This window comes from Dietzia sp. KRD202, assembly GCF_017168155.1.
In the GTDB taxonomy this organism is placed as follows: domain Bacteria; phylum Actinomycetota; class Actinomycetes; order Mycobacteriales; family Mycobacteriaceae; genus Dietzia; species Dietzia kunjamensis.
This window is the reverse complement of record NZ_JABFAN010000018.1, coordinates 116,527-131,945: the sequence shown is the minus strand read 5'-3', so window position 1 is coordinate 131,945 and position 15,419 is coordinate 116,527. Positions and strand designations below refer to the sequence as shown.

Sequence of the window (15,419 nt, the reverse complement as noted above, 5' to 3'; positions counted from 1 at the left end):
GTCCGTCAGATCATGCCGACGCGGGCGAGCATCGCCTGCGTCTGCTCGAGACCGTCCAGCTGACCGAGGTCGATGTCCGGGCCGCCGAGCGTGTCCAGCGGAGGGAGGCCGGCCGCGTCCGTGGCGATCCCCGGGACCACGGGGTACTCGCTTGTCTCCTCGACGAAATACGTCTGGGCCGGCTCGGCCAGGAACGCCTCGACGACGCGGCGGGCGTCGTCGGGGCGGTCCGTGGAGGCGAGGATCGCGACGCCCGCCACGTTGACCAGCGCACCCGGATCGCCCTGCGCCATGTACTTCACGCGGGCGCGCATGTTCTCCGCACCCTTCTCCGCGGCCGAGTTGTACCAGTAGTAGTGGTTGGTCAGACCGAGTTCGACGGCGCCCGCGTCGACGGCCTGCAGGAGCGCGTTGTTGTTCTCGAAGGTCTGCGGGTCGTTGGCGAGGAAGTCCCGCAGCCACTGCTCGGCGGCCTCGTCGCCCCGGTCCACCCGCAGCGCCGTGACGAAGGACTGGAACGACGCGTTGGTGGGCGCGTAGCCCACGCGCCCCTTCCACTCGGGGGCCAGGACCGCGTCGATGGTGTCGGGCACCTCGGCCTCGTCCAGTGTCCGGGAGTCGTAGATCAGGACGCGCGCCCGCAGGCTGGTCGCGACCCAGGTGCCGTCCGCCGCGCGGTATTCCGCGGGGACGGCCTCGGTCACGGACTCGTCGAGCTGCTGCAGCAGGCCCGCGTTGTCGAGGGCACCGAGGGCCCCGGCGTCCTGTGAGAAGAACACGTCCGCGGGGCTGGCCTCCCCCTCCTCCGCGATCTGCGCCGCCATCTCCGGGGTGGAGGCGTACCGCACCTCGATGTCCACCCCGGTGGAGTCCGAGATCTGCTCGATCAGCGGGGCCACGAGGCTCTCGCTGCGACCGGAGTAGAGCACCAGTGCGTCCGATTCGTCGGAGTCCGAGGTGCAGGCCGCCAGCCCGAGTACGAGGGATCCGGCGGCGGCCAGGGCTGCAACACGACGCAGCTTCATTGTGGCTCCTTAGCGGTTCCCGACGCCGTGTCGTCGACGTCGACGGAGCTTAGCCTAACCTGAACGGCCCTTCCGGACAGTGCGCAGGGCACGCGACATCGTCTCCATCGCACCGGATGCCGGGGCGCCGGATGCCTGTCAGTCGAGGTCGTCGTGGCGCATGAGCTGGCGCGCCGCCTCGGTGATCGTGCCCGTCATCGACGGGTAGACCGAGAACGAGCCCGCGAGATCGCCCACCGTGAGCTGGTTCCGCACCGCCACCGAGATCGGCAGGATGAGCTCGGAGGCGGTGGGGGCGACGACCACGCCACCGACCACCACGCCCGACGCCGGGCGACAGAAGAGCTTGACGAACCCGCGGCGCAGGCTGCGCATCTTGGCCCGGGGGTTGCCGGCCAGCGGCATGACCTCCACGCGCGCCGGCACCTCGCCGCTCTCGATCTGCGCGTGCGAGATGCCGACGGTAGCGATCTCCGGCCGGGTGAACACCGCCGAGGCCACGGTCTTGAGCTTGATGGGGCTGACGCCCTCGCCCAGCGCGTGGTACATCGCGATGCGCCCCTGCATGGCGGCCACGGAGGCGAGCGGGAACAAGTCGGTGCAGTCGCCGCCGGCGTAGATGCCCGGCGCGGTGGTACGCGAGACGCGGTCGACCTTGATGTGGCCGCTGCGCTGCAACTCGACACCGGCGCTCTCCAGTCCGAGGCCCTCGGTGTTGGGCACGGAACCGACGCAGATGAGGGCGTGGGACCCCTTGACCGTGCGACCGTCCCCGAGGCGGACGATGATGCCGTCCTGGAAGTGCTCGACCGCGTCGGCGCGCGCGTGCTTGACCAGCGAGACGCCCCGCTCACTGAGCGCCTCCTCCAGCACCAGGGCGGCGTCGGCGTCCTCGTGCGGCAGCACACGGTCGCGGCTGGAGACCATGGTGACCTTGACACCCATCTCCGTGAACGCCGAGACGAACTCGGCACCGGTCACACCCGATCCCACCACCACGAGGTGCGTCGGGAGCACGGTGAGGTCGTAGAGCTGACGCCAGTTGAGGATCCGCTCGCCGTCGGGCTCCGCGCCCGAGATCACGCGGGGGCTGGACCCGGTGGCCACCAGGACCACGTCGGCGTCGAAGATCTTCTCCTGGCCGTCATCGAACGTCACGGCCACCCGGTGGGAGGCCATGCCGGGCTGGGAGTCGTGCAGACGGGCCCGTCCGGACAGCAGCCGCACGCCCTCGCGCTGGAGTTGCGACCGGATGTCCGCGGACTGGGCGCGCGCCAGGGACTTGACCCGGCCGTTGACCTGACCCAGCTTGTAGGCGGTGGGATCGAAGTGCGCCTGGACGCCCATCTCCTCGGCCCGGCGCATGTCCGTGCGCACGCCGGTGGTGGCGATGAACGTCTTGGACGGCACGCAGTCACTCAGGACACAGTTGCCGCCGATGCCGTCGGAGTCGACGATCGTGACGTCCGCACCGTACTGGGCCGCGACCAGCGCGGCCTCGTAGCCGGCGGGGCCGCCGCCGATGATGATGATGCGTTGCGTCACATGTCCTCCACGGCTCACAGGGGTAAGGGCCGGGCGCCGCAGCCCGCTGTGGCGGATCGCGTCACGTCCGCCGTACACGGTAGTCGAACGCCACGATCGGGGACGCCGGGACATCTGGCCGCCACCGCCGAAGGGGCTAGGGTTGTGGGCGTGCCTCTCTACGCCGCGTACGGGACGAACATGTATCCCGATCAGATGAACACCCGCGCGCCGCACTCGCCCTTCGCGGGGACGGGTTGGCTCAAGGGCTGGCGCCTGACCTTCGCCGGGGACGACCCCACGTGGGAGGGTGCCGTCGCCACCGTCGTCGAGGACCCGGACTCCAGGGTGTTCGTGGTGCTCTACGACGTCCCCGACGAGGACGTCCGCGCCCTCGACCGCTGGGAGGGCACGGACCGGATGCCCGCCCGCAAGATCCGGGTCCGCATCACGCGCCGGCCCACCGTGCCCGACGGTCCCCCGGTCGACGCGCAGGAGTCCGAGTTCGCCGTGGACATCGCCCCGGCCGGCACCGACGACACCGTGCTCGCGTGGCTGTACGTGATGGACGCCTTCGAGGGAGGTCTGCCGTCCGCGCGCTACCTCGGCCTGCTCGCGGACGCCGCCGAGTGCGCGGGGGCCCCCGAGAAGTACGTGCACGAATTGCGCACCCGCCCGTCGCGCAACGTCGGCCCCGGCGCCTGACGCGGATGGCGCCCCTGCTGACGCCCACCGACGAGGCCCGCGCGGCCGCCGCCCGGATCGCCGACCTGAGTGGCCGCGGGCACCACAACGTGGCCCTGGTCCTGGGGTCGGGCTGGTCCGAGGTCGTGACCGGACTCGCCGACCCGGGCTCCGCCGTGACCATCGCCCCCGCCGACCTCCCCGGGTTCGCCACACCCGCGGTCGCCGGGCACCGCGGGACGGTCACCAGTTGCCTGGTCGACGGGGTGCCGCTGCTGTCCGTGGCCGGGCGCACCCACCTCTACGAGGGCCGGGGTACCGGACCCGTCGTGCACCCCGCCCACGTCGCGGCCGCCGCCGGAGCGCGGGCGCTCGTGCTCACCAACGCCGCCGGCGGGCTGCGGGACGACCTCGCCGTCGGTGACCTCGTCCTCATCCGCGACCACCTCAACCTCACCGCTCGCTCGCCGCTCACCGGGCCGCTGTTCGTGGACATGGTCGACGCCTACTCCCCACGCCTGCGCGCGGCGGCCGCCGACGCGATGGCCGCGGTGGACGCGGGCCGCCCCTCCGAGGGCGTCTACGCCGCCATGCCCGGCCCCCAGTACGAGACCCCGGCCGAGATCAACATGCTCCGCACCCTCGGCGCCGACCTCGTGGGCATGTCGACGGTGCCCGAGACCATCACCGCCCGCGGGCTGGGCCTCGACGTGGTCGCGGTGTCGCTCGTGACCAACCTCGCCGCCGGCGTCACCGGGCAGCCGCTGGACCATTCGGAGGTGCTCGCCGCCGGAGCCGCCGGATCCGCCCGCCTCACCGGGGCCCTGCGCGCCCTCGTCCCCGCCGTCGCCCGCTGCTGAGGGGCACACCCGTGACCGCGCCCGTTCCCGATCCCGCACCGCTGACCTTCGGCACCGCGGGCGTCCGCGCTCCCCTGGGGCCGGGGCCCGGCCGGATGAACGACGAGACGGTCACCCTCGTGGCCACCGCCGTCGCCCGGTACCTGCGGGAACATGAACCACCCGGGTCGACGGTCATTGTGGGCGGGGACGCCCGGCACGGGTCGGCCCGATTCGTCGACGTGGTGGCTGCGGTGCTGGCGGCGCACGACCTCGTCGTCGTCGTCCCCGGCGCGCCCGTCCCCACCCCGGTGGTGGCCGCGGCGGTCCGCGCGCGCGGCGCGGTGGCCGGGCTCGTCGTGACCGCCTCCCACAACCCCGCGAGCGACAACGGCATCAAGGTCTACGGACGCGGCGGCGCGCAGATCGTGCCGCCGACCGACTCCCGGATCGAGCGGCACCTGCACGCCGCGGCGCGGGAGGGGGTCGCCGTCCCCACGGCCGTACCCGGATCGGTGCGGATGGACCCCGTGCTCGTCGACGACTACGTGGCCTCCGTCGTAACGGCCCTGCCACGGCCCGCCCGGCCGCCCCGCGTGGCACTGACCCCCGTCCACGGGGTCGGAGGCGATCTCTGCCGCCGCGTCCTGGCCGGGATCGGCGTGCTCGACGTGACGCTGGTGGCCGAGCAGGCGGACCCGGACCCGGACTTCCCCACCGTCGCCTCCCCGAACCCCGAGCGGCCCGGGACGACCGCGCGGCTGCTGGAGTTGGCGGCGCGGATCGACGCCGACGTCGCGATCGCGCTCGACCCGGACGCCGACCGGTGCGCCGTGGGGTTCGCCGACCCGGACGGGCGGTGGCGGATGCTCGACGGCGACGAGACGGGCGCGGTGCTCGCCGACCATCTGCTGCGCGCGCCGCTTCCGGGGTCGGCCGCGGGCGACGAGCTCGGTGTGCCGGTCGTCGCATCGACGATCGTCTCCTCGCGGGTGCCGTCGCTGCTGGTCCCGGCGCGCGGCGGTCGGCACGTGGAGACGCTGACCGGGTTCAAGTGGCTCGTGCGGGCCGGCGAGCCGCTGCGGTACGCCTACGAGGAGGCCATCGGGCACTGTGTCCTGCCGGACGTCGTGGCCGACAAGGACGGGGTCTCGGCGGCCGCGGTGTGGTGCGCGATGGTCGGATCAGGCGGACCGACGGTCGGCGCGCGACTCGACGCACTGGCCACGGAGTTCGGGGCGCACCTCCGGCGCAACGTGTCGCTGCCCCTGGCGGACGACGCGGACCCGGCGGCGGCGCTGAGGCGGGCGGCCGGGCTTCTCACCACCGCCGGCGAGGTCCGACCGCTGGAGGGGACCGCCGGCATCCGCGTGGACTCGGATGGTGCGCGCGCGGTGGTGCGGCCCTCGGGCACGGAGCCGCTGCTCAAGACGTACGTCGAGGCGTGGACCCCGCCCGGGCCCTCCGCGTCGGACCGCCGCGACGCCGCACGCCGGCTCGCGCGGCTCGGTGATGCGGTCGCAGGCGCGGTGGGCGGCTAGCGCTCAGCGCTTACCGGTGGGCGGTTGGCGGTTGCCGGTTAGCGGGGGCCGAAGAGGCGGTCGCCCGCGTCGCCGAGGCCGGGGACGATGAAGGCGTTCTCGTCGAGGCGCTCGTCGATCGTCGCGGTGACCAGGGTCGCGGCCAGCCCGGAGGCGCGCACCGCCTCGATCCCCTCCGGCGCACACAGGACGCACACCACGGTGACCCCGGTCGCGCCGCGCACCGCGAGCGTCTCCAGCGTCGACACCAGCGATCCGCCCGTCGCGAGCATCGGGTCCAGGACCACGACGTGACGTCCGGCCAGGTCCTCGGGCAGCGAGCACAGGTACGACACCGGCTGGTGGCTCTCCTCGTCGCGCGCGAGGCCGATGAACCCGACCTGCGCGCCCGGCATCAGACGAGTGGCCGGATCCAACAGGCCCAGGCCCGCCCGCAGCACCGGCACCACGAGCGGCACGCCGTCCACCGCGACCGCGGTCGTGTCCGTGATCGGGGTGCTCACGGTGACCTCGGTGGTCGGTACCGACCGGAAGGCCTCGTAGCAGAGCATGGTGCCGAGGGCGTCCATCGCGGCGCGGAACCCGGCCGTGTCGGTGGCGGAGTCGCGCAGCGTACGGAGCCGGTCCCCGACCAGCGGGTGATCCACGACGGTGATGTCCATGCCCGTCAGGATTCCATACGGAGGAAATCCCGGACCGGCTGGAACCGGATCGTCTTCTCGACGCGTCGAACCCTGTGACGGGACGAGAGAGAACGACGAGGGGACGCAGGACATGACGGACGGGGCGATCGACGTCCATGTCGACGGTTTACGCGAACTGGGAACGGGGCTGACCACCCTGGCCGACACGCTGGGGGGTGCGCTCGAGGCGGTGGACGGGCTGCCGATCGAGGCGGTGACGCCCGTGGTCGGGCCCGTGGGCGCCGACTTCATGTCCGCGCTCATGGCGGCGACCGCGCGGCACCGCGAGGTGTTGGCCGGGCTCACGCGGGTCACCGACGCCGCCGGGGAGCTCGTGTTGGAGACGGCCAGGCTCTTCGACGAGTCCGACGCCGCCGGCGCTGCGGCGATCGGCGCCGCCGGTGCCGCCGGCGCCGCCGGCGCCGCCGGCGCCGATCTCACCGGGAAGTGGGTGTGATCCGGTGATCGCCGACGCGCTGGCCTACGCCGGCCCCATCAAACAGATCCTCGATCTGCTGTCCGCGGAGGAGTTCGTCCCCGCCGAGGCGCAGGACATCATGCGGCCGGTCAGTGACGGACTCGAGGCCGCGCAGCAACTCGGCCCGCCGCTGGAACGTCTGCTGTCGGAGTCGTGGGACTCCCTGGCCTCCCTGGGGGCCGCGCACTCGATCGCCGAGGTCGGCCGGACGATGGGCGCGCTCGGCGAGTCCGCCGCGGAGATCGCGCGGGTCACCGCCGTGGCCGCGGAGATCGTGGTCCGGGGGACTGTCGAGGTGATAGGGATTGTGCAGCAGTTCCTCGCCCGTGCGGCCGCCATGGGGCCGGCCCTCCTCACCCCGCCGGGACAGGCCGGCCTCCTCGGGCTGGCCGCCGAGCACCTCGCGCGTGGGATCCAGGTGGCCGAGCGGGTCCAGACCGAGCTGAGGGTGCCGACCGCGGAGATGCGGGCCATCGCCGCCGGTATCCCCCCGGCCCCCCGCATGCCGGGCACGGTCGGGGCCGGTTCCGGCACCGGCGGCGCGATCGACGCCACCATGGTCGCCTACACCGAGTCCGGTCCGGACGCGGTCTTCGCTGCGGGCGGCGACGCGGGCGGCGCGGTCTTGGCTGCGGGCGGCGGCGCGGACGGCGCGGGCGGCGGCTCGTTTGACGGCGGTTCGTTCGACAGTGGCTCGTCGGGTGTCGCGGCGGAGTCCGCCGCCGGGTCCGGGTTCGTGCCCGGGACGGCGGGGTTCGGTGACGCCGGGTCCGGGGTGATCGGCGGCGGAACCGAGGTGACCCTGCCCGACGGCTCGGTCGTCACCGCCCCCAACGAGCAGGCCGCCGGCGCTGTCCGCAACGCGCTCAGTCAGCAGGGTGTGCCGTACGTGTGGGGCGGCACCTCTCCCGGCCAGGGGCTGGACTGCAGTGGCCTGACGCAGTGGGCGTACGGGGACGCCGGTGTGGAGATCCCCCGCCTGGCCCAGGAACAGGGCGTGGGTGTCCAGGTGTCCCCGCAGGACGTCCTGCCCGGTGACCTGCTCGTGTGGGACGGCCACGTCGCCATGTACATCGGCAACGGTCAGATCGTGGAGGCCGGGGACCCTGTAGCGGTGTCCGGGCTCCGCACCGACAATATCGGCATGTCGTTCCACGGCTTTTACCGTCCGACCGGCTGATGGCACCCGACAGCTGCCGGCACACCGACCCGATGACCGGGGTGGTCGCCGAGGTCGGCACCGACGGCGTCCCGGTGGGCCTGGCCCTTCCGGAGGCCCTCCTCGACCGCCCGCCCGCGGAGGTGGCGCGCGCGGTCCTGCGCAGCCTCACCGCGGCCGCGGGCGACGCCCGCGATCTGCTGGAACGCCTCGCCGCCGACGACTGGGACGAGAGGGACTGGGACGAGAGGGACCCGGGCGACGAGCCGGGCGGGTCTGTCAGGTGAGCGCCGGAGGACTGGACGTCGAGGCGTTCCTCGATCGTCTGCGCGGGATCGCGACCGAGTGGGAGTCGGCACACGACCAGCTGGAGACCTTGCGCATCTCGACGACCAGCCGGGACCGACTCGCCACCGCGACCGCGGACTCCGGCGGGAGCGTGGTGGACCTCGTGCTGGCGCCCGGGTTGCGCAGGCACGGGTCCGAGGTGGTCGCGGCGTCGATCCTCGAGGCCACGTCGGCTGCCGTGGAGCAGGCCAACACCCGTCGCGCGGAGCTGGTCTCGGGCTCGGTGGCCCTCGCCGTGAGCGGTCGGAGGCGGGCAGCCGAGGACGCCGCCCGTCATCACACCGACCCCGCCCCGGCGGGCCGTGGCACCGCCTGACTAGCCGTGGATATGCTGACCGGCATGGCCAAGGACATCGTCCCGATCGAGCTCGGTCTCCCGGAGGGAGACGTCACGACCCTCTGGGCACCCAGCTGGCGGGAGGACAACGACGACTGGGAGGCGTTCCTCGGGCTGGACGAGGACCTCTACGCCTTTGACTCGACGGCCGAACTCCTCGCCCTGGTCCGCAGCGGCGCGGAGCACGATCTGCAGGACCACCCCTCGTGGGAGGAGTTCGCCGGATCGGACGTGCTCGCCTTCCGCGCCGCCGAGGAGAACTGCTACGACCTCGTCGGCGTCCTCGAGCTCCTCGGGGACGATCCGACCGAGTCGTCGGTCGACGAGATCGATCAGTCCTTCGCGATCGCCCGCTCGATCGGCGAGGTGTGCGAACTGGACACCGTCACCAAGTTCTTCAACGGCAACCCGGTGCTTGCGTCCGTCACGCACGGCATGGACGAGTTCTACGGCCGCGACGGGCTCAAGCTGTGGAAATCCATCCGCAAGACGGTCGCCAAGGGCTGGGACGACGTCCTCGACGCCATCCAGGACGTCATGACCACCCCGGAGATCGACCGCGCCGAGGTCGAGCGTGCGCGCCACGACCTGGAGACCGCCGAGGCCGCGCTCCCCGAGCCGGAGCCGGAGCCCGAGCCCGCCCCGACCGGGTACCCGGACGGCTCGCTCTGGAAGAGCGTCGGGATCGACCCCGTCAGGATCGTGTTCGCTGACCAGGAGTACCTGAGTCTGCGCTGCTACCTGGGCGACCGGCCGGTGTTCCTCGGCGACGGCGACCAGGCGTACGTCTTCACCAGTGCGCGCGGCCTGTCCCGCTACCTGGCCGACAACGACGACGACACCCTGAGCCGGGTGGCCACCTACGAGCGCGTCAAGATCGCCGCGACCGACGGCAGCCTGGACGTGCACGTCACAGACGACAACGTGTACGTCCTGGCCGGGCTCGACCGCGACATCGAGGTCGGGCCGGAGATGGTGGACTCCGAGCAGCTCGGCCTGGCGGTCGAGTTCGTCACCGACCTGGCCAACTACGTCGGCGACGCCGAACTCGAGGCGTCGGTGACCGGGCGCGGGTCGGCGCTACGGCGCTACCTGCACTACGTCCTCAACCCCGACGACGCCAAGCTGCTCGAGCCGACCGCACCGTATGACGACGAGGCGTCCGAGTGGCGCGACCTGGTCGACGACGTCGAGAAGCTCGTCACCACGCCCGACCTCGCCTGATCCGGGGTGCGTCGTCCCCGGCGTCCGTTCCCGGACGGTCACCAGCCGCGCAGTCGCTCGGTCACCACGCCGGCAGGACCGCGATCCGGGCCCGTCCCGAACGCGGCCGCCACCTCGTCGAGTGCGGCCGGCAACCGTGCGGTGTCGCCCGCGTGGACGGTGGCCACCACCTCGCCGACGCGGACGTGTTCGCCCTCGACGCGGTGCAGCATCACGCCCGCGCCCGGGTCGACCGCCTCGCCGGGGCGGGTCCGCCCCGCCCCGGCCAACCACGACGCGCGACCGACCCCGAGCGCGTCCCACCTGATCGGACCCGACGCCGGGGCCCGCACCTCCTCGACGTGCGCCGCCCGCGGTAGGACCGCGTCCGGGTCCCCGCCCTGCGCGGAGATCATCGCCCGGTAGGAGTCCATGGCCCGCCCGTCCGCCAGCCGGGCACGCGGGTCGGCGTCCGGGATCCCCACCGCGGCGAGCGCCTCGAGCGCCAGCGCGCAGGTCAGGTCGACCATGTCGGCAGGCCCCCCGCCGGCGAGGATCTCCCGCGCCTCGGCCACCTCGAGCGCGTTGCCCACGGCGCGACCGAGGGGCGTGTTATTGGCGGTCACCAGGGCACTGGTCCGCACACCGGCGGCGGCGCCGATCCCGACCATCACCCGCGCCAGCTCGGCGGCGTCGGCGGGGTCGGGCAGGAACGCGCCGGAGCCGAACTTCACGTCCAGCACCAGCGCACCGGTGCCCTCGGCGATCTTCTTGCTCATGATGGACGCGGCGATCATCGGGATGGACGGGACGGTGCCGGTGACGTCCCGCAGCGCGTAGAGGGCCCGGTCGGCGGGGGCGAGGTCGGCCCCGGCAGCGCAGATCACGGCCCCGGTCCGCGTCAGGACGGCACGCATCTCGTCGGCGTCGAGGTCCGCGCGCCACCCGGGGATGGACTCGAGTTTGTCGAGCGTGCCGCCGGTGTGGCCGAGCCCCCGGCCCGACAGTTGCGGCACGGCCACGTCCCACGTCGCCAACAGCGGTGTCAGGACGAGGGTGATCGCGTCGCCCACGCCGCCGGTGGAGTGCTTGTCGACGGTGGGCACCACCCTGCCGCCGCGGGTCAGATCGGACAGGTCCATCCGGGTTCCGGAGCCCACCATCGCCGTGGTCCACCGGGAGATCTCCCGGTCGGTCATCCCGCGGAAGTAGATCGCCATCGCGAGCGCGGACATCTGCTCGGGTGCGACGACCCCGCGGGTGAACCCGTCGACGATCCAGTCGATCTCGTCGTCGTCGAGTTCCCGCCCGTCCCGCTTGGCCTCGATGATCCGCACGGCGTCGTGTCGCGCGCTCATCCCGGAGCCACTCACCGCAGGTCCCCCGGTCCGAAGGCGTCCGGGAGGAGCTCGGCGAGGCGCACCGCGCCGCGCGCGGTGTGGACCACCAGCCCGGGGCCGCCGTGTTCGTGCAGGAGTTGTCGGCAGCGTCCGCACGGCGCGAGGGGGTCCCCGGTGTGGGAGACGACGACGAGCTCGAGCAGCCTCCCGCCGCCGGTGCGGTAGAGGTCGGAGACGAGCGAGCACTCGGCGCACAGGGTCAGGCCGTAGGAGGCGTTCTCGACGTTGCACCCGACGACCATCCGTACCCGCCCGTCGGGGTCGCCGGCGGGCGGGTCCACGTCCGGGCCAACGGCCAGCGCGGCGGCCCCCACCCCCAGCCCGGAGTACGGACGGTAGGCACCCCGTGCGGCGGCGAGGGCGGCGTCGGTGAGGCCGGCGACGATCGCGTTGTGTTGTGCTGCGGTTTCGTCCTGGGACACCTGGCTTACCCCTCGGTAACATCTTTTAGGCTTCCCTAACTGGGAGAACCCGCTCGGTCCACGGTACCCACCCTGCTTTCGCCTAGTCAGATCTCAGGTCTAAAGTCCTAGTAGGCGCCCGCTGTGCTCTCGGGCCGGAACGCGCGCCGATGGCATCAGGCCCAGACGATTCGGAGGCACGACAAGCCCATGAGTACTGCGCAGGCGCCGGCGCGTCCGGCCCCCACAAAGAAGCTCAACCTCTACAAGGGTGACCCGGGGATGTGGTCCTGGGTCGCGCACCGCATCTCGGGCGTCGCGATCTTCTTCTTCCTCTTCGTACACGTGCTCGACACCGCGCTCGTCACGGTGAGCCCGGAGAGTTACAACGCGGTCATCGACACGTACAAGACCCCGATCGTCGGCCTCATGGAGATCGGTCTGGTCGCGCTCGTGCTCTTCCACGCGCTCAACGGTCTCCGGATCGTCCTCGTCGACTTCTGGTCGAAGGGCGCCAAGTACCAGCGTCAGATGCTGTGGGCCGTCCTGGCGATCTGGGTCGTGGTGTTCGCCGCGGCCACCGCCCGCCTCCTCTTCCTTCTCTTCCAGCACCTCTAAGGGGAACGATCACCATGGCAGACGCACCTGTTCTCCAGACGTCCTACGACCGGCCGGCCTCCCTGGCGCAGCCGCGCTCGCCCCGCCTGCGCTCGCGCGGCAACTTCGAACGCTCGGCGTGGATCTTCATGCGCTACTCGGGCGTCGCGCTGGTCATCCTCACGATCGGTCACCTCACCGTCGGTCTGATGATCGACGAGGGCGTCCAACGCATCGACTGGGCGTACGTGGCGGACCGCTGGCAGAGCCCGTTCTGGGCCGTGTGGGACCTCCTCATGCTCTGGCTGGCCATGCTCCACGGCGGCAACGGTGTCCGCACCGTCATCGCGGACTACTCCCGCAAGGACTCGACCCGGTTCTGGCTCAACTCGATCCTGTTCGTCGCCACCGGCCTCGTCCTGGTCCTGGGCACCTACGCCATCTTCGGCCTCGCCTACGACCTCTGACCGCGGCCGTCTTCGTCTGCGGACTTCACCTTTCCGAAAGCGAGCACTGAGTAACCCATGACCGATCGTCAGGTCCACCAGCATCAGTACGACGTCGTGATCGTCGGCGCCGGCGGCGCGGGTATGCGCGCGGCCATCGAGTCGGGCCCGCGTACCCGCACCGCCGTCCTCACCAAGCTCTACCCCACCCGCTCCCACACCGGCGCCGCCCAGGGCGGCATGTGCGCCGCCCTCGCGAACGTCGAGGAGGACAACTGGGAGTGGCACACGTTCGACACGGTCAAGGGTGGCGACTACCTCGTCGACCAGGACGCCGCGGAGATCATGGCCAAGGAGGCCATCACCGCCGTCATCGACCTGGAGAACATGGGCCTGCCGTTCAACCGCACGCCCGAGGGCAAGATCGACCAGCGGCGCTTCGGCGGCCACACCCGTGACCACGGCAAGGCTCCCGTACGTCGCGCCTGCTACGCGGCCGACCGCACCGGTCACATGATCCTGCAGACGCTCTACCAGAACTGCGTCAAGCACAACGTCGAGTTCTTCAACGAGTTCTACGTCCTGGACCTGTGCCTCACCGAGACCCCCGAGGGCCCCGTCGCCACCGGCTGCGTCGCCTACGAGCTCGCCTCCGGCGACCTGCACGTGTTCCACTCCAAGGCCACCGTCTTCGCCACGGGCGGCTCGGGCCGCATGTACAAGACCACGTCCAACGCCCACACCCTCACCGGTGACGGCATGGCCGTGGTCTTCCGCAAGGGCCTTCCGCTGGAGGACATGGAGTTCCACCAGTTCCACCCGACCGGCCTCGCCGGCCTGGGCATCCTCATCTCCGAGGCCGTCCGCGGTGAGGGCGGCATCCTGCGCAACGCGGACGGTGAGCGCTTCATGGAGCGCTACGCCCCAACCATCAAGGACCTCGCGCCCCGTGACATCGTCGCCCGCTCGATGGTCCTGGAGGTCCGCGAGGGCCGCGGCGCCGGCCCCGAGAAGGACTACGTCTACATCGACGTGACCCACCTCGGTGCCGACGTGCTCGAGGAGAAGCTGCCCGACATCACCGAGTTCTCGCGCACCTACCTCGGCGTGGACCCGGTGACCGAGCTCGTACCGGTCTTCCCCACCTGCCACTACGTCATGGGCGGTATCCCGACCAACGTGCAGGGCGAGGTGCTGCGCAACTCCGAGGACGTCGTCCCCGGCCTCTACGCCGCGGGCGAGTGCGCCTGCGTGTCCGTCCACGGCTCCAACCGTCTGGGCACCAACTCGCTGCTGGACATCAACGTGTTCGGCCGCCGCGCCGGCATCGCCGCCGCCGAGTACGCCGCGGGCCATGACTTCGTCGAGCTGCCCGCCGAGCCCGAGCAGATGGTCCGTGACTGGATGGAGCGCATGCTCGCCCCGCACGGCAGCGAGAACGCCGCGGACATCCGCAGCGAGATGCAGGCCATGATGGACGACAAGGCGTCGGTCTTCCGCACCGAGCAGTCGCTCACCGAGGCCCGTGACGAGCTCCGCGCCCTCAAGGCCCGCTACGCCGACGTCACCGTCTCGGACAAGGGCAAGCGCTTCAACACCGAGCTCCTGGAGGCCGTCGAACTGGGCTTCCTGCTGGAGCTGGCGGAGGTCACGGTCGTCTGTGCCCTCAACCGCAAGGAGTCCCGCGGCGGTCACTCCCGCGAGGACTTCCCGGACCGCGACGACGCCACGTACATGAAACACACGATGGCGTTCAAGGAGGGCGGTCTCGACCTGCTCTCCGACATCCGGCTGGATTGGAAGCCGGTTGTGCAGACCCGCTACGAGCCGATGGAGCGTAAGTACTGATGAGCACCGCAGTCGACACCACCAAGGCCAACGACGGCAAGGACCCCGGCGCCAACCGTCCCGTGCCGCCCGGCTCGACCATGGTCACGCTGAAGATCGCCCGGTTCAACCCGGAGGATCCGGACTCGGCCGGCTGGAAGGAGTACGAGGTCCCGGCGCTGCCGTCCGACCGTCTGCTCAACCTGCTGACGTACGTCAAGAACTACATCGACGGATCGCTGGCGTTCCGTCGATCGTGCGCGCACGGCGTCTGCGGCTCGGACGCCATGCAGGTCAACGGTGTGAACCGCCTGGCGTGCAAGGTTCTGATGAAGGACATGCTCCCGAAGGACGGCAAGCCCGTCACCATCACCATCGCCCCACTGCGCGGGCTGCCGGTGGAGAAGGACCTGTACGTCGACATGGAGCCGTTCTTCAAGTCGTACCGCGACGTGATGCCCTACCTCATCACCTCCGGCAACCAGCCGACCGCCGAGCGCATCCAGTCGCAGACGGACCGGGCCCGCTTCGACGACACCACCAAGTGCATCCTCTGCGCCTGCTGCACGAGTTCCTGCCCGGTGTTCTGGGCCGACGGGTCGTACTTCGGGCCGGCGGCGATCGTCAACGCGCACCGGTTCATCTTCGACTCGCGTGACGAGGGCGCCGCCGATCGGCTGGAGATCCTCAACGACGCCGAGGGGGTGTGGCGTTGCCGCACCACCTTCAACTGCACCGACGCGTGCCCGCGTGGAATCCAGGTGACCAAGGCGATCACGGAGGTCAAGCGCGCGCTGCTGTTCGCGCGCTGATCACCGGGTAGCCACCACGCCGGCGCGCGTCGTTCCGACGTCGCCTCGCAGCACCGGCCGGGGCCGCATTCTCCACAGACGGAGAGTGCGGCCCCTCCGCCGTTTCCTTCCCTCG

At 71.7% G+C, this 15,419-nt stretch carries 17 protein-coding genes; 12 read left to right on the top strand and 5 right to left on the bottom strand.

Annotated features, from left to right (window positions below; genetic code table 11):
- Window positions 1-5 precede the first annotated feature (5 nt).
- Together J1M64_RS14490 and J1M64_RS14485 are read right to left on the bottom strand one after the other, a co-directional pair.
- On the bottom strand, window positions 6-1,025 hold the full coding sequence (locus J1M64_RS14490) for an iron ABC transporter substrate-binding protein (RefSeq protein ID WP_069389278.1): 1,020 nt from the start codon (window positions 1,023-1,025) through the stop codon (window positions 6-8).
- A gap of 138 nt (window positions 1,026-1,163) precedes the next feature.
- Entirely contained in the window at window positions 1,164-2,570 is a 1,407-nt protein-coding gene (locus tag J1M64_RS14485) for an NAD(P)H-quinone dehydrogenase (protein ID WP_067712206.1), read from the bottom strand.
- Window positions 2,571-2,720: 150 nt separating this feature from the next.
- Here J1M64_RS14485 and J1M64_RS14480 point away from each other — a divergent pair, with 150 nt between their 5' ends.
- From J1M64_RS14480 to J1M64_RS14470, 3 genes are read left to right on the top strand one after another with little or no spacing between them, the layout of a single operon-like run.
- A complete protein-coding gene (locus J1M64_RS14480) occupies window positions 2,721-3,254 on the top strand; it encodes a gamma-glutamylcyclotransferase family protein (RefSeq protein ID WP_206474544.1) in 534 nt (177 codons plus the stop codon).
- 5 nt (window positions 3,255-3,259) lie between these two features.
- The gene (locus tag J1M64_RS14475; protein ID WP_206474543.1) at window positions 3,260-4,093 is read left to right on the top strand and encodes a purine-nucleoside phosphorylase; all 834 of its coding nucleotides are present in this window, start codon (window positions 3,260-3,262) and stop codon (window positions 4,091-4,093) included.
- 11 nt (window positions 4,094-4,104) lie between these two features.
- Window positions 4,105-5,613: a phospho-sugar mutase gene (locus tag J1M64_RS14470; RefSeq protein WP_307872451.1), complete on the top strand. Its 1,509-nt coding sequence runs from the start codon at window positions 4,105-4,107 to the stop codon at window positions 5,611-5,613.
- 38 nt (window positions 5,614-5,651) lie between these two features.
- Here the strand turns inward: J1M64_RS14470 and upp are convergent, their stop codons facing one another.
- Entirely contained in the window at window positions 5,652-6,275 is a 624-nt protein-coding gene (gene upp / locus J1M64_RS14465) for a uracil phosphoribosyltransferase (RefSeq protein WP_067712199.1), read from the bottom strand.
- Between the two features lie 112 nt (window positions 6,276-6,387).
- On the opposite strand from upp, the gene J1M64_RS14460 reads away from it, so the two are divergent.
- The 5 genes from J1M64_RS14460 to J1M64_RS14440 are packed head-to-tail and all read left to right on the top strand — an operon-like array spanning window position 6,388 to window position 9,842.
- Window positions 6,388-6,753, top strand: coding sequence for a type VII secretion target (locus J1M64_RS14460; protein WP_119191958.1), 366 nt, complete (start codon window positions 6,388-6,390; stop codon window positions 6,751-6,753).
- Between the two features lie 4 nt (window positions 6,754-6,757).
- A complete protein-coding gene (locus J1M64_RS14455) occupies window positions 6,758-7,954 on the top strand; it encodes a C40 family peptidase (protein ID WP_206474542.1) in 1,197 nt (398 codons plus the stop codon).
- Entirely contained in the window at window positions 7,954-8,220 is a 267-nt protein-coding gene (locus J1M64_RS14450; protein ID WP_069388393.1) for a hypothetical protein, read from the top strand. Before J1M64_RS14455 ends, J1M64_RS14450 begins: the two co-directional genes overlap by 1 nt.
- Entirely contained in the window at window positions 8,217-8,597 is a 381-nt protein-coding gene (locus J1M64_RS14445; RefSeq protein WP_067712187.1) for a YbaB/EbfC family nucleoid-associated protein, read from the top strand. Before J1M64_RS14450 ends, J1M64_RS14445 begins: the two co-directional genes overlap by 4 nt.
- A 24-nt stretch (window positions 8,598-8,621) precedes the next feature.
- Window positions 8,622-9,842, top strand: coding sequence for a hypothetical protein (locus tag J1M64_RS14440; RefSeq protein WP_173674777.1), 1,221 nt, complete (start codon window positions 8,622-8,624; stop codon window positions 9,840-9,842).
- 38 nt (window positions 9,843-9,880) lie between these two features.
- On the opposite strand, the gene J1M64_RS14435 is transcribed toward J1M64_RS14440, so the two are convergent.
- The gene (locus tag J1M64_RS14435; RefSeq protein ID WP_096905903.1) at window positions 9,881-11,179 is read right to left on the bottom strand and encodes a thymidine phosphorylase; all 1,299 of its coding nucleotides are present in this window, start codon (window positions 11,177-11,179) and stop codon (window positions 9,881-9,883) included.
- Window positions 11,180-11,190: 11 nt separating this feature from the next.
- Complete coding sequence (locus J1M64_RS14430) at window positions 11,191-11,643, bottom strand: cytidine deaminase (protein ID WP_067712178.1); 453 nt, start codon at window positions 11,641-11,643, stop codon at window positions 11,191-11,193.
- A 189-nt stretch (window positions 11,644-11,832) separates the two neighbouring features.
- Between J1M64_RS14430 and sdhC the strand changes: the two genes are divergently transcribed.
- From sdhC to J1M64_RS14410, 4 genes are read left to right on the top strand one after another with little or no spacing between them, the layout of a single operon-like run.
- The gene (gene sdhC / locus J1M64_RS14425) at window positions 11,833-12,240 is read left to right on the top strand and encodes a succinate dehydrogenase, cytochrome b556 subunit (RefSeq protein ID WP_083249443.1); all 408 of its coding nucleotides are present in this window, start codon (window positions 11,833-11,835) and stop codon (window positions 12,238-12,240) included.
- A gap of 14 nt (window positions 12,241-12,254) precedes the next feature.
- A complete protein-coding gene (locus J1M64_RS14420) occupies window positions 12,255-12,686 on the top strand; it encodes a succinate dehydrogenase hydrophobic membrane anchor subunit (protein ID WP_067712174.1) in 432 nt (143 codons plus the stop codon).
- A gap of 57 nt (window positions 12,687-12,743) precedes the next feature.
- A complete protein-coding gene (gene sdhA, locus J1M64_RS14415) occupies window positions 12,744-14,513 on the top strand; it encodes a succinate dehydrogenase flavoprotein subunit (RefSeq protein WP_067712170.1) in 1,770 nt (589 codons plus the stop codon).
- The gene (locus J1M64_RS14410) at window positions 14,513-15,304 is read left to right on the top strand and encodes a succinate dehydrogenase iron-sulfur subunit (RefSeq protein ID WP_067712166.1); all 792 of its coding nucleotides are present in this window, start codon (window positions 14,513-14,515) and stop codon (window positions 15,302-15,304) included. Before sdhA ends, J1M64_RS14410 begins: the two co-directional genes overlap by 1 nt.
- Window positions 15,305-15,419: the final 115 nt, after the last annotated feature.